This window comes from Streptomyces sp. NPDC020192 (assembly GCF_044388685.1).
Lineage (GTDB): Bacteria > Actinomycetota > Actinomycetes > Streptomycetales > Streptomycetaceae > Streptomyces.
The window spans coordinates 99,092-120,230 of record NZ_JBIRXG010000012.1; the positions used below are offsets into that span (position 1 = coordinate 99,092).

General features: G+C 71.5%; 16 protein-coding genes, 1 tRNA gene and 1 pseudogene. 9 read left to right on the top strand and 9 right to left on the bottom strand.

From position 1 onward, the window contains the following. The first annotated feature begins 8 nt into the window (after positions 1–8). The 3 genes from cysS to ACH47Z_RS23460 all read left to right on the top strand — a co-directional run bounded on the left by cysS (position 9) and on the right by ACH47Z_RS23460 (position 4,306). Positions 9–1,406, top strand: a complete 1,398-nt coding sequence (gene cysS / locus ACH47Z_RS23450; protein WP_399076663.1) for a cysteine--tRNA ligase — start codon at positions 9–11, stop codon at positions 1,404–1,406. Positions 1,407–1,498: 92 nt separating this feature from the next. After that, positions 1,499–2,440, top strand: a complete 942-nt coding sequence (gene rlmB, locus ACH47Z_RS23455; protein ID WP_399076665.1) for a 23S rRNA (guanosine(2251)-2'-O)-methyltransferase RlmB — start codon at positions 1,499–1,501, stop codon at positions 2,438–2,440. Between the two features lie 153 nt (positions 2,441–2,593). Further along, complete coding sequence (locus tag ACH47Z_RS23460; protein ID WP_399076667.1) at positions 2,594–4,306, top strand: DoxX family membrane protein; 1,713 nt, start codon at positions 2,594–2,596, stop codon at positions 4,304–4,306. Positions 4,307–4,369: 63 nt separating this feature from the next. On the opposite strand, the gene ACH47Z_RS23465 is transcribed toward ACH47Z_RS23460, so the two are convergent. The 3 genes from ACH47Z_RS23465 to msiK all read right to left on the bottom strand — a co-directional run bounded on the left by ACH47Z_RS23465 (position 4,370) and on the right by msiK (position 6,999). Beyond that, positions 4,370–5,101 (bottom strand): NDP-sugar synthase, encoded by a 732-nt coding sequence (locus tag ACH47Z_RS23465; protein ID WP_399076669.1) that lies wholly within the window; start codon positions 5,099–5,101, stop codon positions 4,370–4,372. 81 nt (positions 5,102–5,182) lie between these two features. After that, the gene (locus tag ACH47Z_RS23470; protein ID WP_399076671.1) at positions 5,183–5,653 is read right to left on the bottom strand and encodes a hypothetical protein; all 471 of its coding nucleotides are present in this window, start codon (positions 5,651–5,653) and stop codon (positions 5,183–5,185) included. Positions 5,654–5,862: 209 nt separating this feature from the next. Next, entirely contained in the window at positions 5,863–6,999 is a 1,137-nt protein-coding gene (msiK, locus tag ACH47Z_RS23475; protein ID WP_399076673.1) for a diacetylchitobiose ABC transporter ATP-binding protein MsiK, read from the bottom strand. 206 nt (positions 7,000–7,205) lie between these two features. Between msiK and ACH47Z_RS23480 the strand changes: the two genes are divergently transcribed. Next, positions 7,206–7,279, top strand: a tRNA-Thr gene (locus tag ACH47Z_RS23480). A 69-nt stretch (positions 7,280–7,348) separates the two neighbouring features. Here the strand turns inward: ACH47Z_RS23480 and ACH47Z_RS23485 are convergent. The 3 genes and pseudogenes from ACH47Z_RS23485 to ACH47Z_RS23495 form a co-directional block, all read right to left on the bottom strand. Further along, positions 7,349–9,751 carry an N-acetylmuramoyl-L-alanine amidase gene (locus ACH47Z_RS23485; protein WP_399076675.1) on the bottom strand — a complete coding sequence of 801 codons (2,403 nt, stop codon included), beginning with the start codon at positions 9,749–9,751 and terminating at the stop codon, positions 7,349–7,351. A 951-nt stretch (positions 9,752–10,702) separates the two neighbouring features. After that, positions 10,703–11,935, bottom strand: a pseudogene (locus ACH47Z_RS23490) (hypothetical protein); the annotation flags it as partial. Positions 11,936–12,087: 152 nt separating this feature from the next. Then, complete coding sequence (locus ACH47Z_RS23495; protein WP_399076677.1) at positions 12,088–13,002, bottom strand: aminoglycoside phosphotransferase family protein; 915 nt, start codon at positions 13,000–13,002, stop codon at positions 12,088–12,090. Here ACH47Z_RS23495 and ACH47Z_RS23500 point away from each other — a divergent pair. From ACH47Z_RS23500 to ACH47Z_RS23510, 3 genes are read left to right on the top strand one after another with little or no spacing between them, the layout of a single operon-like run. After that, positions 13,001–13,666, top strand: a complete 666-nt coding sequence (locus ACH47Z_RS23500) for a rhomboid-like protein (RefSeq protein ID WP_399076679.1) — start codon at positions 13,001–13,003, stop codon at positions 13,664–13,666. The two genes, ACH47Z_RS23495 and ACH47Z_RS23500, sit on opposite strands and share 2 nt — an antisense overlap. Positions 13,667–13,675: 9 nt before the next feature. Beyond that, a complete protein-coding gene (locus ACH47Z_RS23505; protein ID WP_399076681.1) occupies positions 13,676–15,079 on the top strand; it encodes an NAD(P)/FAD-dependent oxidoreductase in 1,404 nt (467 codons plus the stop codon). A 27-nt stretch (positions 15,080–15,106) separates the two neighbouring features. Beyond that, entirely contained in the window at positions 15,107–15,586 is a 480-nt protein-coding gene (locus ACH47Z_RS23510) for a GNAT family N-acetyltransferase (protein WP_399076683.1), read from the top strand. 25 nt (positions 15,587–15,611) lie between these two features. On the opposite strand, the gene ACH47Z_RS23515 is transcribed toward ACH47Z_RS23510, so the two are convergent. Next, positions 15,612–17,168, bottom strand: a complete 1,557-nt coding sequence (locus ACH47Z_RS23515; RefSeq protein ID WP_399076685.1) for an MFS transporter — start codon at positions 17,166–17,168, stop codon at positions 15,612–15,614. Positions 17,169–17,235: 67 nt separating this feature from the next. Further along, complete coding sequence (locus tag ACH47Z_RS23520) at positions 17,236–18,207, bottom strand: zinc-binding dehydrogenase (RefSeq protein WP_399076687.1); 972 nt, start codon at positions 18,205–18,207, stop codon at positions 17,236–17,238. Positions 18,208–18,332: 125 nt separating this feature from the next. Here ACH47Z_RS23520 and ACH47Z_RS23525 point away from each other — a divergent pair, with 125 nt between their 5' ends. After that, positions 18,333–19,028: a pentapeptide repeat-containing protein gene (locus ACH47Z_RS23525; protein WP_399076689.1), complete on the top strand. Its 696-nt coding sequence runs from the start codon at positions 18,333–18,335 to the stop codon at positions 19,026–19,028. A gap of 12 nt (positions 19,029–19,040) precedes the next feature. On the opposite strand, the gene ACH47Z_RS23530 is transcribed toward ACH47Z_RS23525, so the two are convergent. Continuing rightward, the gene (locus tag ACH47Z_RS23530) at positions 19,041–19,541 is read right to left on the bottom strand and encodes a hypothetical protein (protein WP_399076691.1); all 501 of its coding nucleotides are present in this window, start codon (positions 19,539–19,541) and stop codon (positions 19,041–19,043) included. A gap of 159 nt (positions 19,542–19,700) precedes the next feature. On the opposite strand from ACH47Z_RS23530, the gene ACH47Z_RS23535 reads away from it, so the two are divergent. Then, complete coding sequence (locus tag ACH47Z_RS23535) at positions 19,701–21,098, top strand: M1 family metallopeptidase (RefSeq protein ID WP_399076693.1); 1,398 nt, start codon at positions 19,701–19,703, stop codon at positions 21,096–21,098. The last annotated feature ends 41 nt before the right edge of the window (positions 21,099–21,139 follow it).

The window sequence follows — 21,139 nt, forward strand, 5'->3', positions numbered from 1 at the left end:
CTGGAGTGGTGACTATTCGCCTGTACGACACCAGCGCCCGGCAGATCCGTGACTTCACCCCGCTCAAGCCGGGTTGTGTCTCGATCTACCTGTGTGGCGCCACCGTGCAGGCGGCACCGCACATCGGGCACGTCCGCTCGTACCTCAACTTCGACATCATGCGCCGCTGGTTCACGTACCGCGGCTATGACGTGACGTTCATCCGGAACGTCACGGACATCGACGACAAGATCATCGCCAAGGCCCATGAGCAGGGCCGGCCCTGGTGGTCGATCGGGTACGAGAACGAGCGCGCCTTCAACGAGGGGTACAACGCCCTCGGGTGCCTCCCGCCGACCTACGAGCCGCGCGCCACCGGCCATGTCACCGAGATGGTCGAGATGATGCAGCGGCTCATCGAGCGCGGGCACGCCTACGAGGCCGACGGCAACGTCTACTTCGACGTGCGGTCCTTCCCGGAGTACCTCCAGCTGTCCCGGCAGGAGCTGGACAATCTGCGTCAGCCGTCCGGCGAGGGCGAGACCGGCAAGCGGGACGAACGCGACTTCGCCATGTGGAAGTCCGCCAAGCCCGGCGAGCCGACCTGGCCGACCCCGTGGGGAGACGGCCGCCCCGGCTGGCACCTGGAGTGCTCGGCCATGGCGCACAAGTACCTGGGCACCGCCTTCGACATCCACGGCGGCGGCATCGACCTGATCTTCCCGCACCACGAGAACGAGATCGCCCAGGCCAAGGCCTACGGCGACGACTTCGCCCGGTACTGGCTGCACAACGCCTGGGTGACCATCGCCGGCGAGAAGATGGCCAAGTCGCTCGGCAACTCCGTGCTCGTGAGCGAGATGACCAAGCGGTGGCGGCCCGTCGTGCTCCGCTACTACCTGGGCACCCCGCACTACCGCTCGATGATCGAGTACAGCGAGGAGTCGCTGCGCGAGGCCGAGTCGGCGTTCGCGCGGATCGAGGGCTTCGTGCAGCGCGTCATCGAGCTGGTCGGGAAGACCGTGGAGCCGGCCGCCGAGGTCCCGCCCGCCTTCGCCGAGGCGATGGACGACGACCTGGGCGTCCCGCAGGCCCTCGCGATCGTGCACACCACGGTCCGGCAGGGCAACAGCGCGCTGGCCGCCGACGACAAGGAGGCCGCCGTCGCCCGGCTCGCCGAGGTACGGGCCATGCTCGGCGTCCTCGGCCTCGACCCCCTCGACGAGCAGTGGGCGGCGGAGTCCGACCAGGGTGAGGACCTGCACGGCGTGGTCGACAGCCTCGTCCGCCTCGTCCTCGACCAGCGCGAGTCCGCCCGCGCCCGCAAGGACTGGGCGACCGCCGACGCCATCCGCGACCAGCTCTCCCAGTCCGGCCTCGCCATCGAGGACAGCCCGCAGGGCCCGCGCTGGAGCCTCAAGGCCTAGCCCCCGACCCGAAGATCGAGTGTGCCGCCCGGCCCCCCGGGCGGCACACTGCATAAGACGTACGTACGAAGTTCAACGGAGACGAGTAACTCATGGCCGCGAACAACCGCCGCATGTCCGGCAAGAAGGGCGCGCAGGTCGGCAGCGGCGGCAAGCGGCGCCGGGGCCTGGAGGGCAAGGGCCCGACCCCGCCCGCCGAGATGCGCAAGGGCCACGCCAAGCAGCGCGCCGCCGCGGCCAAGACCCGCCGCGCGCAGGGCCGCCCGCAGGCGCGCCGGGGCGGCGGCAAGTCGACCGCCGAGCTGGTCGTCGGCCGTAACCCGGTGGTCGAGGCGCTGCGCGAGGGCGTACCGGCCTCCACCCTCTACGTCCAGCAGTTCATCGACAACGACGAGCGCGTCCGCGAGGCCCTCCAGCTCGCCGCCGAGCGCGGCGGCATCAACCTGATGGAGGCCCCGCGCCCCGAGCTGGACCGCATGACCAACGGCCTCAACCACCAGGGCCTCGTCCTGCAGGTCCCGCCGTACGAGTACGCGCACCCCGAGGACCTGCTCGACGCGGCGGCCGACGAGGGCGAGGACCCGCTGGTGGTCGCCCTCGACGGGGTCACCGACCCGCGCAACCTCGGCGCGGTCGTCCGCTCCGTCTCCGCCTTCGGCGGCCATGGCGTCGTCGTGCCCGAGCGCCGCTCGGCCGGCATGACCGCCGGTGCCTGGAAGACCTCCGCCGGTACGGCCGCCCGTACCCCGGTCGCCCGCGCCACCAACCTCACCCGCGCCCTGGAGCAGTACAAGAAGGCCGGCGTCACGGTGGTCGGCCTGGCGGCGGACGGCGAGGTCGAACTCGGCGAGCTGGAGGCCCTGGACGGCCCGGTCGTCATCGTGGTCGGCAGCGAGGGCAAGGGCCTGTCCCGCCTGGTCGGCGAGACCTGCGACTTCCGGGTCCGCATTCCGATGCCGGGTGGCGCCGAGTCGCTCAACGCCGGTGTGGCGGCGGGCATCGTGCTGTACGAGGCGGCGCGCAGGCGGAGCTGACGGCATGGCGCGCCGACGGGGCTGAACACTCGTCCGGAACTTCACCCTTACGGGTTAATTCCGGGGCTCGTGGGGTGTTCGAGACGGCTTTGACGGGGTCCGGACACATCCGCCCGGTCAAAGCAGTGTCCTAACTCCACGTCACTCGGTTAGATGAGTGTGGACACCAGAACACCCCGCACTCCCACGGGGGGACGCTCGTCGGGATTCGGCTCCGGATTCGGTGCCGGGCTCGACGAGGCTCCCGCGCTGAGCATGGTGAAGGTGCCGAGCGATCCGGCGCAGGTCATCGTCAATCACGCCAGCTTCCGCGTGCAGCTGGGCGCGTCGGCCAAGCGCACCCCATCCCCGCGGATCGACCGGCATCCGAGCGCCGCCCCGGACACCGCCCGGATGCCCGTCGTGGGCACGGCGGGCCGGGCGGGCGCCGCCGCCGGCCGCCGCCGCCCTGTCGTGTGGAGCGGCAAGTCCGCCCCCGACGACACCGGCGCGCACCGGCTCCTCCAGGCCGTGCGGGGCAGCGTCCGCCAGGCCGAGGAGCCCGAGGCCGGCGCCACCCAGGTCATCCCGCGCGTCGGGACCGGCTACGGCGACGCCTATGACGGCACCTACGACGGCCTGGACCACACGGTCGAGACGCCCGTCGTGGGCCACCAGCGCACCGCCCCCGACGCCGCCGACGGCACCCGCCTGCTGCCGCACATGCGCTCGGTCACCGGCGCCTACGACGAACCCCCGTACCCGGAAGCCGACTTCGACCCCTACGACGGCTACGGCGACTACGACGACCACGCCGGCCACGCGGCCGAGGCCGGGGAGGACGGCACCGCCCGCCCAGGCCGCCGCCAGGGCGACGACCCGGCCCGGCACGCCTACTACCCCGGCCGCCGGATGAACCTGGGGGTGGTCCTCCTCCCCCTGCGCATCTTCCTCGGCTTCATCTCCATCTACGCCGGCATGGGCAAGCTGTGCGACCCCGTCTACTTCGACGGCGGCAAGCGCGGCTCGATGGTCAAGTGGCTCAACACCCTGCACCCGTGGGACGTGGCCGAGCCGCTGCGCCAGCTCGCCCTGCACCACCCGGTCGGCTCCGGCCTGGTCATCGCCTTCCTCCAGGTGGTCGTCGGCGTCCTGACCGTCCTCGGCTGCTGGCAGCGCGTGGCCGCGGTCGTCGGCGCGCTGCTCTCCGCCGCCCTGATCGTCACGGTCAGCTGGAAGACGGTCCCCGCCTACGACGCCCCCGACATCATCTACCTCGCCACCTGGTCCCCGCTGGTCATCGCCGGCGCCCCCGTCTACTCCGTGGACGGCCGCCTCGCCGCCAGCGCCTGGCGCCGCCTCGGACCCCGCTCCGACATCTGGGAGCTGCGCCGTTACGTCCTGCGCCGCGGCGCCCTGATCACGACGATCACGGTCGGCCTCACCCTGCTCATCGGCTCCCTGCTGGGCGGCGCCGTACGCGACTCCAGCCGCGTGGTCGTCCCCGGTCCCGGCGAGGCCCCCCGCAACAACCTCCCGGGCTCCCCGCTCCCGCAGGAGCCGGGCACGCGGCACCGCACCACCCCGTCGGCCTCCACGGGCCCCACGGGGGGCGCCACGGCCGGCGCGAGCCCGTCCGGCGCGGCGACGACGCCGGGCGCCGCACGGAGCGCGGGCGGTACGACGACGACCCCCAGCGAGACCCAGGGCACCACGGGCCAGATCCCGCGCCACCACTCCTCCCCGACGGGCGGCATCCCGAGCACGACGGCGGGCCCGACGAGCACCGGCGGCGCGTCGACCGGGGGCAGCTCACCGTCGGGCAGCAGCTCCGGCGGCGCGTCGTCCTCCGGCCAGCCGGGCCTGGTGGGCGGCCTGCTGGGCTGACACGCGACAGCGAAGGGCCCCGCATCACAAGGATGCGGGGCCCTTCGCTGTCGACGACTTACGTCAACGGCCCAACGCGGCAAGCTCCTTGGCCGCCTCCGTCAGATCCTTCGCCGTGTCGATGGCCCGCCAGTACGCCCCCTGCGGGATGGGGAACCCGAAGAGCTTCTCCTCCCGGGCCAGGTGGGGAAACGTGGTCCGCTCGTGATCCCCCCGCTCGGGCAGGAACCCGGCGAACTCGGGCGAGAAGACGTACACACCGGCGTTGATCTCGAACGTCGACGGCGGGGCCTCGATGAAGTCGGTGATGTGCCCGAACCCGTCGGTCTTCACCGCACCCCAGGGGATACGCGGCCGGGCCAGCGCCAAGGTCGCGACAGCGTCCCGCTCGGTGTGGAAGTCGGCCATGTCCCGCAGGGAGAAGCGGGTCCAGATGTCACCGTTGGTGGCGTACCACGGCTGGTCGGGCCGGGGGAGATGCGCGGCGGCGTACCTGAGGCCGCCGCCGCGGCCGAGGGGCTCGGTCTCCACGACGGTGGTGACGGAGACCGGCAGGTCGGCGGAGTCCAGCCACTTCTGCAGGACCTCGGCGAGGTGGCCGCAGGAGACCACCACGTCCGTCACGCCTTCCTCGGCGAGCCAGGTCAGCTGATGGCCGATGATCGGGGTGCCCGTGCCGGGGATCTCGACCATCGGCTTGGGCCGGTCGTCGGTGTACGGGCGCAGCCGGGAGCCCTGGCCACCGGCCAGGATCACGGCTTGGGTGGGGCGCGACGCGGCGCTGGGATGGGTCATGCCCGCACTGTACGCGGCGCCCGGCCCGAGGCGGCCGGCAGCGCCGTGCTGCGGGCCGGCCTCCCGGTGCCCCCGGCGCCCTCAGTTGTGCGCGGCGAGCACGCCCGAGGCGAACGACGTGTCGCACACCGGGCGGGCGAAGGACTGGGCGCGCGAGGCGCCGTAGATGCGCACCGCGGCCTGGCCCAGCGCGCGGGCGATGGCGGAGCAGTGGCCGGCCAGCGACGGGTGCCCGTTGACGGCCTGCTGGAGGTGGGTGAGGACCACGCCGGGGTTCTGGTCCTGGAGCTCGCCCATCAGCCGGTCGCGGAGCACGTCCTCCGGGGCGTGCGAGACGGTCCTGGAGGACACCTGGGAAACCTCCGCCGAGGAGACGTCCGAGGCGGCCAGCACCGAGCTGGAGGGGCTCCCCGTCCAGTTGACCCGGGTGACCGCGAGGGTCCCGGAGAGCACCATGACGACGGGCAGGACGAGGGCGAGAGTGCGGCCGACCCGGCGGGCAGGGCCGCCCCGGTGGCCGCGTCGCGTCTGAGGGATGGTGGAGTGCTTCACGCGTGTGAGGGTAGCGCCCGGTAATGATGTGGCGACATTGAGTCACTCGTATGGGGGATGGGGTCGCGCCGTTTTCTGGGTAATGGGTTGACGCGCCCCGCCCGAATTGATCGCTGTGCCGGGGTATATCCGTGGGCGCGTACGACGCGAAAGGGGCCCTGCGGCACTCCGCAGGGCCCTTTTCGTCAACTCAGGCGCGAATCCGCAGCTCAGTCGGAGAGGCGCTCGCCCGTGGACGTGGAGAACACGTGGGTCTCGCCCGGCCGCGGCACGACGTGCAGCGTGGCGCCCTTCTCCGGGACGGAACGGCTGTTGACGCGGACGACGAGGTCCTTCTTCTCACCGCCGACCTCGACGGTGCCGTAGACGAAGCCGTCGGCGCCGGTCTCCTCGACCACGTTCACCGAGACGGCGAGGCCGGCGGGGGCGTCGGCGCTGTCCTTGGCGAGGGACGCGGCGGTGCCGCCGTTGTGCTCGACCACGTCGAAGTGCTCGGGGCGCACACCGACGGTCACGGTCTTGTCGCCCTTGTCGGTGGCGGCCTTCAGGGCCTCGCGGTTGACGGGGACGACGCTGTTGCCGAACTTCACGCCGCCGTCGGTGATCGGGACCTCGATCAGGTTCATGGCGGGGGAGCCGATGAAGCCGGCGACGAAGAGGTTCGCGGGCTTGTCGTACATGTTGCGCGGCGAGTCGACCTGCTGGAGCAGACCGTCCTTGAGGACCGCCACGCGGTCGCCCATCGTCATGGCCTCGACCTGGTCGTGGGTGACGTAGACGGTGGTGATGCCCAGGCGGCGCTGGAGGGACGCGATCTGCGTACGGGTCGAGACGCGGAGCTTGGCGTCCAGGTTGGACAGCGGCTCGTCCATGAGGAAGACCTGCGGCTCACGGACGATCGCGCGGCCCATCGCGACACGCTGGCGCTGACCACCGGAGAGCGCCTTCGGCTTGCGGTCCAGGTACTCGGTGAGGTCGAGGATCTTCGCGGCCTCCTCGACCTTCTGCCGGATCTCCGCCTTGTTGACGCCCGCGATCTTCAGGGCGAAGCCCATGTTGTCGGCGACCGTCATGTGCGGGTACAGGGCGTAGTTCTGGAACACCATGGCGATGTCCCGGTCCTTGGGCGGCAGGTGCGTGACGTCGCGGTCACCGATGCGGATGGCGCCGCCGTTGACGTCCTCCAGCCCCGCGAGCATCCGCAGCGAGGTGGACTTTCCGCAACCCGACGGGCCGACCAGGACGAGGAACTCGCCGTCCTCGATCGCGATGTCGAGACCGTCGACGGCGGGCTTCGTGGAACCCGGGTAGATCCGGGTCGCCTTGTCGAACGTGACAGTGGCCATGGTGATGGGCCCCCTTCTACCGGCAGGAACGTGCCGGACGATCCGTTGTAGGAAGGTGGTTGGTGTAGTCCACGCGAGTGAACTGGATCAGGACGGTACCTGGCGTTCACCCCGTATGTCAGTACCCCGGGTCCTGTGAACTTCGCGGAAATTTTCGACAGGACGGGGCTCAGACCTGGGTACACTGCACGGGCGCACCCGCGCAGGCCTCCTTAGCTCAGCTGGCCAGAGCACCGCTCTTGTAAAGCGAAGGTCGTCGGTTCGAATCCGACAGGGGGCTCCGCCAAAATGCCGCTGACCCGGGGTTTCCCCCGGGTCAGCGGCATTTGTGCGAGGTGTGGCCAGCCGGTCAGCCGATGGTGATGATGCCGTCGGTGGTGACGGTCGGGCGGCCCGAGGTGCCGACCACGACGATCTTCAGGGTGTGCTTGGCGGAGCCGGACCAGGTCTTGGTCCAGATCGCCTGGCGGTAGAGGGTGGTGGAGGACTTCAGGTCCACCGTGGAGACCTTGGTGCCGTCGACGTAGATGTACGCCTGGCCCGAGGTGGAGGCCCGCGAGACGACCCAGGCCACCGAGCGTCCGGTGAAGGTCCAGCTGATCGAGGCCCCGGCGGACGAGGAGCTGTAGGAGTAGCCGCCCAGGTAGCTGGTGCTGCTCTTGTGGGTCCAGCTGCCGGTCCGGGTGGTGGAGGTCTCCTGGATGATGTTCGGCGTCCGGTAGACGGAGGCGTCGCCGGTGTTCCCGGCCACGTCGTACGCCTTCAGGGCGAACAGGTCCGAGGTGCCGGGCTTGGCCCAGGCGTTCCAGGAGGTCACGGTCGGCCCGAAGGTGGCCGAGGACGGCGCGGTCGCCAGGACCTTGGCCAGTGCCGCGTCGTCGGCGGCCTTCCACGTCACCGTGACCGGGACCGACGAGGAGTACACCGTGCCGGTGCGCACCTGCACGCCGGGAGCGGTCGGGAAGGTGGGCGCGGTGGTGTCGCCGACCAGGGTGACCGAGCCGGACAGCGTGGCGGTGCCGCGGACGTGGGTGGCGCGCACCTGGACGGTGTGGCTGCCGGCGGCGACCGAGACCGCGGCGGAGCGGGCGGAGCCGGAGGCGTGCGCCACGGCCTTGCCGTCGACCAGGACGTCGAAGCCGGAGATCACCGCGGACGGCGTGGCGGTCGTCCAGCTCACCGTGGCCGCGCCCCTGGTGTAGTAGCTCGTCCCGGACTTGGTCGCCCCGCCGGACATCCCGGTGACGGAGACCGCGCCGACCGGGCCGGCCGCGTACGAGCGGACCGTGCCGAGGGCGTTGTAGAGCTGGTTGCCGGGGCAGTCGGTGGCGAAGCCGTTACGGTGCCCGGAGATCACGCTGAAGCTGTAACTCTGGCCCAGGGTGAAGCCGGAGCTGTTGGACGAGCCCTCGGGCAGCGACGCGGTGCTGGTGCTCGGGTCCACGCCGGTCATGCCGAACTTCCAGGCCGCGATCCGGGCGATGGAGCCCAGCATCGCCTGGCTCGGCGTGGCCCCGGGGAAGGTGCTGGCCGTGGAGTCGCCGCTGCTGAGGTCGGTGTACGTGCCGATGGCGGCCACGCCCATGCTGTTGGTGTTGAACCCGTAGGTCTGGGCGCCCACGACCGGCAGCGCCATCCCGCCGAAGCGGCCCTCGAAGATCGTGCCGCACTTGTCGACCAGGAAGTTGTAGCCGAGGTCGCGCCAGCCCTGGCTGAGGTGCGCGGCGTAGAGGCTGCGCACGATCGCCGGTGAGTCCGTGCAGGAGTAGGTGTTGGTGGTGTCCGTGTGGTGGACGAACATCACCTTCACCGTGGAGCCGTACGAGGGGTAACCGGTGTCCCGGGCACACTCGTCGGCGCCCCAGCCGGCCCGGTCGACCACGGTGGGCGGTGCCACCGTCGAGGTGGTCGCGGCCGGCATCGGGTCCGGCGGGGTCTGCGACGAGGACGGGGAGGGGCCGGCGGAGGAGGTCGTGCAGGAGGGGTACGCCTCGGACAGCGACGGAAGCTGGCTGGGCCAGGGCGTCGGGGACGCGCTCGGCGAGGCGGAGTCGGAGGCGGAGGTCCCGGTGGACGGCGTGCCGGATGCGGAGTCCGTGGCGGTGGCGGTGTCCGTGGGCGAGCCGGTGTCCGTCGCGGAGCCGGTCGGGGAGACGCTGTCGGTCGGAGAGACGCTGTCCGTGGGGGAGACGCTGTCCGTCGGCGTCGTGGTGTCGGTGGCGGTCGCGTCCATGGCGTAGGCCGCCGGGCTCATGCCGGAGTCCTGCGTGCCGCCGGCGGCGGGCTTGCCCGGGTCGACGAGGTCCACCCGCAGCCCGCCGGGCAGCGCGGTCGCCTTGCCCGCGCCGGCCGCGCGGACCTGGATTCCGTTCGACGGCCCCGACCACATGGGCGACATCCCGCCGCGCACACCGGGACGGTTCAGCTCGGCGGGGTCGGGGATGTCGTCCGGCTGCTGCATCTTCAGCCACGGTGTCCAGTGGCCGTCGGCGGCGGAACGGGTCCGCACCTCCACCGTGCCGCGCAGCGTGGCGTGCGCGCCCTTCCAGGTGACACCCACCATGCTGAACGGAGCCGTGGACTGGGCCCCCAGCGTCTTGAGCGACGCGCTGTTCCCGGTCAGGGACAGCGAGTGGACATGCGTCTTGATCGGTCCCGGTGCGGCCGACGCTCCGCCATGGCCCGGCGAACCGGCCATGGCGACGGTCGCCACGGCCACGCCGCCGCCGGCGACGACCGCCCCCAGCGCCACCCACGTGCGTTTCTTCAGACCGGCTCGACGGCGACTGTGCCGAACCCCGCGTTCAGTTCTCATGCCCCACCCGGAAGACCTGTTGTCATTGTCATCAGCAGTCATTGCGGGGCACAGCTGTCACAGGAGTGCCCTGGAAGACCAGCGCACGAGAACGTTCAAGCGTCACATATACCGCTGGCCCGGGGTTTCCCCCGGGCCAGCGGTGTTTTCAGAGCAGGTACGTCACGGCACGTACGAGTTGGTGCCGCTCGCCCACAGGGAGCCGCCCTTGCCGGGGCCGCCGGTGCTCTTGTAGACGACGAAGTTGCCGTCGTTCTGCATCGCGGCGTACGCACCGGAGTTGCCGTAGGTGTGGGTGGACCACAGGGCGCTGCCGCCGCTGGAGTAGACGACCAGGTTGCCGTCGCTCTGCATGTACGCGTAGGCGCCGGCGTGGCCGTAGGTGTTGCTGGTCCAGATCGCCTTGCCGTCACGCTTGCGGTACATGACGAAGTTGCCGTCCGGCTGCATCACCAGGCGGGTGTACTTGGCCTGGACCCACGAACCGCCCTTGAGCTTCTGGCCGGAGCCGATCGTCGCCGAGCGCATGTAGGTGCCGTCGGACCACAGGGCGCTGCTGCCCGAGTAGACCACCAGGTTGCCGTCGTCCTGCACCAGGAAGTAGGCGCCGGAGTGACCGGAGGTGTGGGTGGACCACAGCGCGGTGCCGGTGCTCGAGTAGACCACCAGGTTGCCGTCGGACTGCATGTACGCGTACGCGCCGGAGTGGCCGGAGGTGTTGCTGGCCCAGATCGCCGGGCCGCTGCCGCTCGTGCCGTTCGTCTTCAGGTACGCGACCAGGTTGCCGTCGCTGCCCATCGTCAGCGTGATGTTCGCGCTGCTCAGCTTGTGGCCGGAGGTGAGCTTCTGGCCGGGCTGCAGGGAGTTGACGGTGTTCGCGCCGGCGGCGAAGGCGGCGGTGCCGTTGGGCGTGCCGAGGCCGGTCGGGCCGTCGTAACCGGTGGTCGCGGTGCACAGGTAGCTCGGGGAGCAGCTGCCGTTGCTGCCCGTGGTCACGTCGTTCAGGGCCGACTTGTGGCCGTAGGCGTACGTGGACGGGTAGCTGTTCGCGGCCGGGGTGCCCGCGAGGGCGTAGGTGCCCGCGATGATGGGCGCGGAGGCGCTGGTGCCGCCGTAGACGTTCCAGCCGCCGGCGCCGCCGTAGGTGTCGTAGACGGCGACACCGGTCGCCGGGTCGGCGACGGCGGAGACGTCCGCGACGGTACGGCGGGAGCAGCCGGTGTCCGTCTGCCAGGTGGGCTTGGCCTCGTCCGCGGAGCAGCCCGAGCCCGCGCCGTCACCGCCGGCGGAGGTGCCCCAGACGGACTCGGTCCAGCCGCGGCTGTTGCTCGAGCGGCTGAGGGAGGTGCCGCCGACGGCGGTGACGTACGGGGAGGACGCCGGGTACTGGACGCCGTAGCCGCTGTCGCCCGTGCTGACGGTGATGGCGACGCCGGGGTGGTTGAAGTACTGGACGTCCGCGGTGGTCTCGCTCGGGTCCTCGGTGCCGCCGAAGGAGTTGGAGACGTACTTGGCACCGAGGGCGACGGCCTCGTTCTCGGCGATGCCGATGTCGTCCATGCTCGTGGAGGAGGCCTCGACGAGCGTGATGTGGCACTGCGGGCAGGTGGCGCTGACCATGTCGAGGTCGAGGGAGATCTCGCCGGCCCAGCCCGCGTCGGGGCTCGGGTACGTCGTGCCGCCGGTCTGGTTGACCTTGTGGAAGCAGCCGTTGGCGGTCGTACAGGCCGGAAGGCCGTACTGGGACCGGTAGGCGGCGAGGTCGGACTCGGCGCTCGGGTCGTCCATGGCGTCGACGATGAAGACCGTCTTGCCCGAACCGGCCGTCGCGGACGGCAGGTTGTAGGCGCCCTGGAGGTCCGAGGGGCCGTAGCCGGACGGAGGGGTGTTCGGGCTGACGGTCAGATGCTTGACGACGTCGGTCCGGGCCTCGGCGAGGCACGCCACATGGCCCGGTGTGGTGGCGTGGGAGCACAGGTGCCTGGCATGAGCCGCGCCGTTGGCCGACGGCGCGGCGGCGGCGCTCGCCGCGAACCATCCGGTGGACAGCGCGGTGGATATGAGTGCCGTGGTGGACAGCAGAGCGGCGGTGGATGCCGCCCGATGTCTCCCTGAGAGCAAGGAAGTGCCCTTCTGGTGTGGTGGTGCGAGGAGGGCGGACCGAGTGGTCTGCCCATGACAGTCATGGGTTCAGTCGAATGCTGCCGATGCACGTCAACCATGGACAATGAGAAAAAGGTAAACGCTTGATCAGGATTTGGACTTGAACAGGTTTAGGCGCGCAGCCGGCGGGCGGTCTCCAGCTGCCGTTCCTCGATCGGGCGGCCGTCCTCCATGTCCCACAGGGCGTTCTGCAGCAGCCGGCCGAGCGTCCAGGCGCGGGCCCGCTCCCGGTCGAGGCCCAGGACGTCGGTCATCGCGTCGAAGCGCCAGGCGACCTCGGCCGCCTCGAACCGGTTGACCAGCGCGGGCCACAGCTCGAAGCCGGGGTCGCCCGCCAGCGGCTTGGGGTCGATGGCGAGCCAGTCGGCGCGGTCGGCGGCCAGCACGTTCTCGAAGTGCAGGTCCCAGTGCAGCAGCCGGTCGCTGGGCTCGCCGGCGACCTCCCGTACGGCGGCCGCGCAGTCGGCGACCGTACGGCGGGCCTCGGGGTCGCCGATCCGCTCCAGCGCCCTCGGGGTCCGCTCCAGCATGGCCTCGGCGATGTCGTCGAGCCGGCGCATGTCCGGCGGCGCCGGGAAGGAGGTGAGGTGGGCCAGCAGCCGGGCGACGATGTCGACGGCCGCGCGCGTGTCGGCGATTCCGGCGAGCATCCGGGACTCGTCCAGCCGCTCCAGCAGCAGGGTGCCGGTGGCCGGGTCGTGGTCGAGGAGCCGTACGGCCCCGTCGCCGTCCCAGATCCGCAGCGCGACCGGTTCGCCCGCGTTCTCCTCGTCCGGCAGCTGGAGCTTGAGCGCGGCCCGGGTGCCGTCGGCCCGGACGACCGGCAGGACCAGGGCGCTGACGCCGTTCATGGAGGGCCCGTCGAGCCGCAGCCGCCAGCGGTCCAGGAAGTGGGCCACGAGCTCGGGCAGGGAGGCGATGAAGGCCCGCCCCTCGGCACCGTTGTACGTCGCCTGCGCCTCGGCCAGTTCGGCCGGGATGTCAATCACGGACCGGACGATACTGACGTGCGTGAATCGGCTCATGCGAATGAACCGGGTCCTGAGGAGCGTGCGGGAGACGGTCTGGGCGTGGATCCGCAGTGCTCCCGGCACGTACGTGTGGCTGGCCGTCCTGTTCGTCACGACCGTCGCCCTGCACCACATGTCACCGCAGTTCGAGCAGCACTTCCTGCGGCAGCGCTCGACCAACATCCACGAGCTGTCCCACAACCCGGTGCGGGTGCTGGTGGCGAGCGCGCTGTGGATCGACGGCGGCAAATGGGTTCCGTACGCCTTCCTGTACACGGTGTTCCACGCGCCGGCCGAGCGCTGGCTGGGCACGGCCCGCTGGCTCGCGGTGTGCGCGCTGGCGCACGTCCTGGCGACGCTGACCAGCGAGGGCGCCCTGCTGAAGGCGATCCGCGACGGCATCGCCCCGCACTCGGCGGTCAACACCCTGGACATCGGGGTGAGTTACGCACTGGCCGGGGTCATCGCCGTACTCACCTACCGCATCGCTCCCCCGTGGCGGTACGTGTATCTGCCGGCGGTGCTGATCGTCTTCGTGCTGCCGCTGGCCGCGGGGCGGACCTTCACCGATCTCGGTCACGTCGTCTCGGTGCTGATCGGGCTGGCCTGTTATCCGCTGGTCAGAGGGCGCGGAAAAGCATGGAATCCGAAGGAGACACTGGCCGCCCTGAGGGATTAACGTCCGGCCATGAGCATGGGTGGCGTGGTCAATGGCGGGATCTCCTTCTGGTACGCGGACGACGGCCTTCCGGCGGCGGTGCGCGAGCCGCTGCCCGGGGACGCCACGGCCGATGTCGTGATCGTCGGCGGCGGCTACACGGGCCTGTGGACGGCGTACTACCTGAAGAAGGCGGCGCCCTTCCTGAGGATCACCGTCCTGGAGCAGAAGTTCTGCGGGTACGGCGCCTCGGGCCGCAACGGCGGCTGGCTGTACAACGGCATCGCGGGCCGCGACCGGTACGCGAAGCTGCACGGCCGGGAGGCCGCCGTACGCCTGCAGAAGGCGATGAACGACACCGTGGCCGAGGTGATCACGGTGGCGGAGGCGGAGGGCATCGAGGCGGACGTCCACCGTGGCGGAGTCCTCGAAGTGGCCACGACCCCGGCTCAGTTGACGAGGCTGAAGGCCTTCCACGAGCACGAGCTGTCGTACGGCGAGAAGGACCGCGAGCTGTACGGCGCCCGGGAGACGGCCGAGCGGATCCGGGTCGCGGACGCGGTCGGCTCGACATGGACCCCGCACGGGGCGCGCCTGCACCCGGTGAAGCTGGCGAAGGGCCTCGCGGCGGCGGTGGAGGCGCTGGGCGTGACGATCCATGAGTCGACCCCGGTGACGGAGATCCGTCCCAAGCACGCGGTGACGCCGTACGGCACGGTCCGCGCGCCGTACGTCCTGCGCTGCACGGAGGGCTTCACGGCGTCGCTGAAGGGCCAGAAGCGCACCTGGCTCCCCATGAACTCCTCGATGATCGCGACCGAGCCGCTGAGCGAGGAGCAGTGGGAGGGGATCGGCTGGGAGGGCCGCGAGACCCTGGGCGACATGGCGCACGCGTACATGTACGCGCAGCGCACGGCCGACGGCCGCATCGCGCTGGGCGGACGCGGAGTCCCGTACCGCTTCGGCTCACGGACGGACAACGACGGCCGCACCCAGCAGGCGACCATCGAGGCCCTGCGCGACATCCTGACCCGCTTCTTCCCGTCCCTGACCGGGGTGCGGGTGGACCACGCCTGGTCGGGCGTCCTCGGGGTGCCCCGCGACTGGTGCGCGACGGTGACGCTGGACCGCTCGACGGGCCTCGGCTGGGCGGGCGGCTACGTCGGCTCCGGCGTCGCGACGACCAACCTGGCCGCCCGCACCCTGCGCGACCTGGTCCAACAGGACTCCGGCCAGGCCGGCCGCACCGACCTCACGGACCTGCCCTGGGTGAACCACAAGGTCCGCAAGTGGGAACCGGAGCCGCTGCGCTGGCTGGGCGTGCAGGGCATGTACGCCACGTACCGGGCCGCCGACCAGCGCGAACGCCTCCGGCCGGGGACGGAGTCGTCCCGCTTGGCGAAGGTGGCGGACCGGGTGGCCGGGAGGCACTGAGCGCCGTGGGTTGGTTAGCCTCGGCTCATGATTCGCGCCGCGACCCCCGCCGACGTCCCCGTCATCCACGCCCTGATCCGTGAACTGGCCGAGTACGAGAAGGCCCTGGAGGAGGCACGGGCGACCGAGGAGCAGCTGCGGGAGGCGCTGTTCGGGGAGCGGCCGGCCGCGTTCGCGCACATGGCGGTGGACGACGAGAGCGGCGAGCCGGTCGGCCTCGCGCTGTGGTTCCTGAACTTCTCCACCTGGCGCGGGGTGCACGGCATCTACCTGGAGGACCTGTACGTCCGCCCGACCGCCCGCGGCGCCGGCCACGGCCGGGCCCTGCTGACCGAGCTGGCGCGGATCTGCGTGGAGCGCGGTTACGGCCGCCTGGAGTGGTCGGTGCTGAACTGGAACCGGCCCGCGATCGACTTCTACGAGTCCCTGGGCGCGCGTGCGCAGGACGAGTGGACGGTGTACCGGCTGACGGACGGGGCGCTGGAGAAGGTGGGGTCTCGGGAGTAGGCGATGGCAGAGGGGCCGCGGAATCTCAGCGCACCGACTCCGTCACCGGTGTCCCCGTCCGAACCCCGTCCTTGGGAGCCCCGGCCGTGACCATCAGGGCGGCGGTCAGGCAGGCCAGGAGCATGATGGCGGCCGCGACCCAGATGGCGACCGTGTAACCGTGCACCACGGCCGCCGGGAGCACCGTGGGCTTCTGTGCGGGGCTGTGCAGGTGGGCGGTGACGTAGGCGGTGGCGGTGCTGGTGGCGATGGTGTTGAGCAGGGCCGTGCCGATCGAACCGCCCACCTGTTGCGAGGTGTTGACGGTCGCCGAGGTGACCCCGGAGTCGCGTGGGGCCACACCCGCCGTGGCCGTGGCGAAGATCGGCATGAAGGTCAGGCCCATGCCGAGGCCTGCCAGGAGCAGCGCGGGCAGGATCTCGCCGGCATACGACGAGTGGGCCGTCATCCGGGTCAGCAGGAGCAGGCCGGCGGTGGCCAGCAGCGTGCCGGGGACCATCAGCACGCGCGGGGGTACGTGGGGCAGGAGGCGGGCCGAGATCTGTGTGGAGCCCGTCACGATCGCGGCGGTCAGCGGCAGGAAGGCCAGGCCCGCCTTGAGCGGTGAGTAGCCGAGGATGACCTGGAGGTAGTAGGTCATGAACAGGAACATCCCGAACAGGCCGACGACCGCGAGCGTCATCGTCAGGAAGCAGCCCGCGCGGGTGCGGTCGCGGATGACGTGCGGCGGGAGCAAGGGGCTCGGCGCCCTTCTCTGCCACCACACGAAGACCGCGAGCAGCAGGACGCCCGTCGCCAGCAGGGCCAGGACCAGTGGGGCCGTCCAGCCGCGCGGTTCCGCCTCGGCGCAGCCGTAGACGACCGCCACCAGCCCGCCGCAGCCCAGCAGCACGCCGGGGATGTCGAGGCGGGCCTCGCGGTGGCCGGGGCGGTCGTGCAGCAGGGTGACGGCGCCGAGGACCGCGACGACGGCGATGGGCACGTTGACGTACAGGCACCAGCGCCAGTTCAGGTACTCGGTGAGCACCCCGCCCACGACGAACCCGATCGCCGAGCCGCTGCCGGCGAGCGCGCCGTACACGCCGAAGGCCTTGCCGCGTTCGCGCGGGTCGGTGAACGTCGTGGTCAGCAGGGACAGCGCGGAGGGCGCGAGGACGGCGGCGAAGACGCCCTGGAGCGCGCGGGCGCCGAAGAGCATGCCGGAGCTGGTGGCGGCGCCGCCGAACGCGGAGACGGCGGCGAAGCCGACGAGCCCGATGACGAAGGTGCGTTTACGGCCGACGAGGTCGGCGATCCGGCCGCCGAGCAGGAGCAGTCCGCCGAAGCCGAGCGAGTAGGCGGTGATCACCCACTGCCGGTTGCCGTCGGAGATGTGCAGGGCGTGCTGGGCGGAGGGGAGCGCGATGTTCACGATCGTCGCGTCCAGGACCACCATCAGCTGGGCCAGCGCGATGACGACCAGGGCCCACCAGCGGTGCGCGTCGGCCACAGCCTCGGTTGCATCCTCCGGGGGTGTCCCGGCGGGGGGTGGTTCGTCCGGTTCACCCGGTTCACTTGGTTCACCCGTTCGGCCGGTACTCACCCCGCCAGAAGACCATGAATCAGGACGTATCGCATCCGGGGTCGCGCGCCGGTTTTCGGCGGGTGCCTCATGGTTCCAGCACCACCTTTCCGATCGTTCCGCGGTGCTCCAGCGCGCGGTGCGCTGCGGCCGCCTCGGCCAGCGGGAAGCGGGTGACGGCCGGGCGCAGCCGGCCCTCGGCGGCCTCGGTGAGCGCGCGCAGTTCGAGGGCGCGCAGGCCGCCCGCCCTGCGGAGCATCTCCGGGCCGAGCACCGACTCCGAGACGCCCTCGACGGCGTACCCTTCGCCCTCGCCGATCCCCTCCGCCGACCAGCCGAAGACCAGGTGCCGCCCGCCGGGGCCGAGCAGGGCGACCGACTCACGGGCGACCTCGCCGCCGACGCCGTCGTAGACGAGAGTCGCCGCCTGTGCGCCGAGGTGGGCGCGGACCTTCGCCGGCCAGTCGGGGACGGTGTAGTCGACGGCGAGACCGGCGCCCTCGGCCCGGACCCGGGCGGTCTTCTCGGGCCCGCCCGCGAGTCCGATCACCGTGGCCCCGGCGTTCCTGGCGTACTGCACGAGCAGGGTCCCGATACCGCCCGCGGCGGCCGGTACGACGACCACGTCGTCCGGCCCCGGCTCGGCGAACCCCAGGATCCCCAGCGTCGTACGGCCGGTGCCGATCATGGCGACGGCCGCCGCGAAGTCCAGGCTCTCCGGGACCTCGTGGACGCGGTCGACGTCGGTGACGGCCAGTTCGGCGTACCCGCCGGGCGCGAAGCCGAGGTGGGCCACGGCCCGTCGGCCGAGCCAGACCCCGTCGACGCCGTCGCCGAGCGCGTCCACGACCCCCGCGACCTCGCGGCCGGGCACCGTCGGCAGGGCGGGCAGCCCGGGCAGCGGGCCCTGGTGTCCCTCGCGCAGGGCCGTGTCCAGCAGGTGCACCCCGGCCGCGGCGACCGCGATCCGCACCTGGCCCGGGCCGGGGACCGGGTCCTCGGTCCGCTCGTAGGTCAGGTTCTCGGCGGGACCGAAGGAGTGGAGACGGACGGCGTGCACGGGACCCCCAGGGGAAGAGCGTTCTTCGACGGCCTCAGCGTCCGACCTCAAGCGTGGTTGAGGTCAAGTGGTCGCCGTTTTCCCAGGTCAGGGCGATTGTCAGTGGTGGGGTGCAGCATGGGGGCATGGCGAGGAGAGCGACGGGTGAGGGCGGGAGCCGGGCGAGCGGGAGCCGGCCGAAGGGCGCGCGGCGGCCGGAGCTGCGGTTGCCGCCGCTGACTCCGTGGGCGGACGGCGAGCTGGAGCCGGACGGGGACTACGACGCGCTGGAGTTCCGGGACGCGGACCTGAGCGGACAGGAGGGCGCGGGCGCCCGCTTCATGGACTGCGCGCTGACGGGCTGCGCCCTGGACGGTACGGCGCTGGGCCGGGCCAGGGTGCTGGACTCGGTGCTCACCGGACCGCGCGGGGTCGGCACGCATCTCGCCGAGTCCACCTTCCGGGACGTCGAGCTGATCGACGCGCGCCTCGGCGGCACCCAGCTGCACGGCGCCGTGCTGGAGCGGGTGGTGATCCGCGGCGGCAAGATCGACTACCTCAACCTGCGCGAGGCCCGCCTCAAGGACGTCGTCTTCGAGTCCTGTGTCCTGGTCGAGCCGGACTTCGCGGGGGCGAGCCTGGAGCGGGTGGAGTTCGTCGACTGTGCGCTGAGGAAGGCCGACTTCGGCAGCGCGACCCTGAAGGACGTGGACCTGCGCGGGGCCGCTCCGCTGGAGATCGTCCGCGGCCTGGACCGGCTGTCCGGGGCGGTGATCAGCACCGGGCAACTGCTGGATCTGGCACCGGTGCTGGCCGCGGAGCTGGGGATCAGAGTGGAGTAGGCGGAGCAGGCGTTACGACACGCGGGGGAAGCGGGCCTGGAGGGTCCAGATCGCCGGGTTCTCCGCCAGGTCCTCGTGGAGGTCGGTGAGGTCGGCGATCAGGTCGTGCAGGAAGTCGCGGGCCTCGCGGCGCAGTTCGGCGTGCGAGAAGGTGAGCGGCACCTCCTCGGCCGGCATCCAGTCGGCCTCGATGTCCACCCACCCGAAGCGGCGCTCGAACAGCATCCGGTCGGTGGACTCGGTGAAGTCCAGCTCCGCGTGCTGCGGCCGGGCGGCGCGGGAGCCCATCGGGTCCCGGTCCAGCCGCTCCACGATGTCGCACAGCGCCCACGCGAAGTCCAGCACCGGCACCCATCCCCAGGCTGTGGACAGCTCGCGGTCCGTCTTGGTGTCCGCGAGGTAGACGTCGCCGCAGAACAGGTCGTGGCGCAGCGCGTGGACGTCCACGCGGCGGTAGTCGGTCTGCGGCGGGTCGGGGAAGCGGTTGGAGAGGGCGTAGCCGATGTCGAGCACGCAGAGATGGTGTCACGAGGCGGAGGGAGGGTGTCACGAGGCGTCGTGAGTCCCTGCGGGCCCCTTGAACGCAGTCCCTGCGCGCCTCTTGATCCCGGGCGCCGTAACTCTTGATTTCGGGTCCCATAAGTAAGACCGGCGCCCCATAGGATCGCTGCCGTGCCCCGTTCCGTACGCCTCGTCCCGGCCGCCGCGGCCCTGCTCACGTTCAGCCTCGCCCTCACCGGCACGGCGTGCGACGGCGGCGTGCACGGCACCCCGGGCGGCTCCGGCGTACGCGACCCGTACTTCCCGAAGGCCGGCAACGGCGGCTATCACGTGGATCACTACGCCCTCACCCTCGACTACACCCCGGGCACCCACCGGCTCACCGGTACGGCGGTGATCACCGCCCGTGCCACCCAGGATCTGTCCGCCTTCGACCTCGACCTCGACGGGCTGCACGTGGACTCGGTCACCGTCGAGGGCAGGGACGCGCTGTTCGGCCGGGCCGGGCAGGAGCTGACCGTGCGTCCGCACGACGACCTGAACGCGGGCGAGACGTTCCGCACGACCGTCCGCTACTCGGGCGTCCCGCACACCCTCACCGACCCCGACGGCTCCAAGGAGGGCTGGCTGCCCACCGCCGACGGCGCCCTCGGCCTCGGCGAACCCGTCGGCTCCATGGCCTGGTACCCCGGCAACCACCACCCCTCCGACAAGGCGACCTACGACATCACCGTCACCGTCCCGCAGGGCCTGCAGGCCGTGTCCAACGGCGTGCTGACCGGCCAGGCCACCCACGGTGGCCGTACGACGTTCCACTGGCACACCGCCCAGCCGATGGCGAGCTATCTGGCCACGGTCGCCATCGGCCACTTCACGATCGCCCGCGGCACCGGCCCGCACGGGCTGCCGATGCTCACCGCCGTCGACCCGGCCCAGGCGAAGGACAGCGCGGACGTGCTGGCCCAGTTCCCCGACATCATCAAGTGGGAGGAGGACACCTTCGGCCCGTTCCCGTTCTCCTCCGCCGGCGTGATCATCGCCGCGCAGGACTCCTCCGGATACGCCCTGGAGACCCAGAACCGGCCCACCTTCCCCGGCACCCCCGACACCGGGACGGTCGTGCACGAGCTCGCCCACCAGTGGTACGGCGACTCGGTCACCCCGAAGTCCTGGCAGGACATGTGGCTCAACGAGGGCTTCGCCACCTACGCGCAGTGGCTGTGGCAGGAGGACCACGGCGGCGACAACGCGCAGAAGATCTTCACCGACCTCTACAACGGCGACGACGACTCGATCTGGGCCTACCCGCCCGCGAAGCCGTCCGGCGCCGCCCACATCTCCGACAGCCCCGTCTACGAGCGCGGCGCGATGGTCCTGCACAAGATCCGCCAGAAGATCGGCGACAAGGCCTTCTTCGCCCTCTTGCGCAGCTGGCCCGCCGACCACCGCTACGGCAACGCCGACACCGCCGACTTCACCGCGTACGTGGAGAAACGGTTCCCGGACCAGGACTTCACCGGGATCTGGAAGGACTGGCTGTACGGCAACGGCAAACCGGCCCAGCCGTGATGCTCCGCCGGTCAGCAGCGCCGGGGTCAACTCCCGGTCGG

What these genes read in the sequence shown, in the direction of transcription:
- ACH47Z_RS23500 (WP_399076679.1), top strand. Translation starts at nt 13,001, where the DNA reads ATGCGAATGAACCGGGTCCTGAGGAGCGTGCGGGAGACGGTCTGGGCG.
- ACH47Z_RS23495 (WP_399076677.1), bottom strand. Translation starts at nt 13,002, where the DNA reads ATGAGCCGATTCACGCACGTCAGTATCGTCCGGTCCGTGATTGACATC.
- ACH47Z_RS23510 (WP_399076683.1), top strand. Translation starts at nt 15,107, where the DNA reads ATGATTCGCGCCGCGACCCCCGCCGACGTCCCCGTCATCCACGCCCTG.
- ACH47Z_RS23505 (WP_399076681.1), top strand. Translation starts at nt 13,676, where the DNA reads ATGAGCATGGGTGGCGTGGTCAATGGCGGGATCTCCTTCTGGTACGCG.
- rlmB (WP_399076665.1), top strand. Translation starts at nt 1,499, where the DNA reads ATGGCCGCGAACAACCGCCGCATGTCCGGCAAGAAGGGCGCGCAGGTC.
- msiK (WP_399076673.1), bottom strand. Translation starts at nt 6,999, where the DNA reads ATGGCCACTGTCACGTTCGACAAGGCGACCCGGATCTACCCGGGTTCC.
- ACH47Z_RS23525 (WP_399076689.1), top strand. Translation starts at nt 18,333, where the DNA reads ATGGCGAGGAGAGCGACGGGTGAGGGCGGGAGCCGGGCGAGCGGGAGC.
- ACH47Z_RS23460 (WP_399076667.1), top strand. Translation starts at nt 2,594, where the DNA reads ATGAGTGTGGACACCAGAACACCCCGCACTCCCACGGGGGGACGCTCG.
- ACH47Z_RS23465 (WP_399076669.1), bottom strand. Translation starts at nt 5,101, where the DNA reads ATGACCCATCCCAGCGCCGCGTCGCGCCCCACCCAAGCCGTGATCCTG.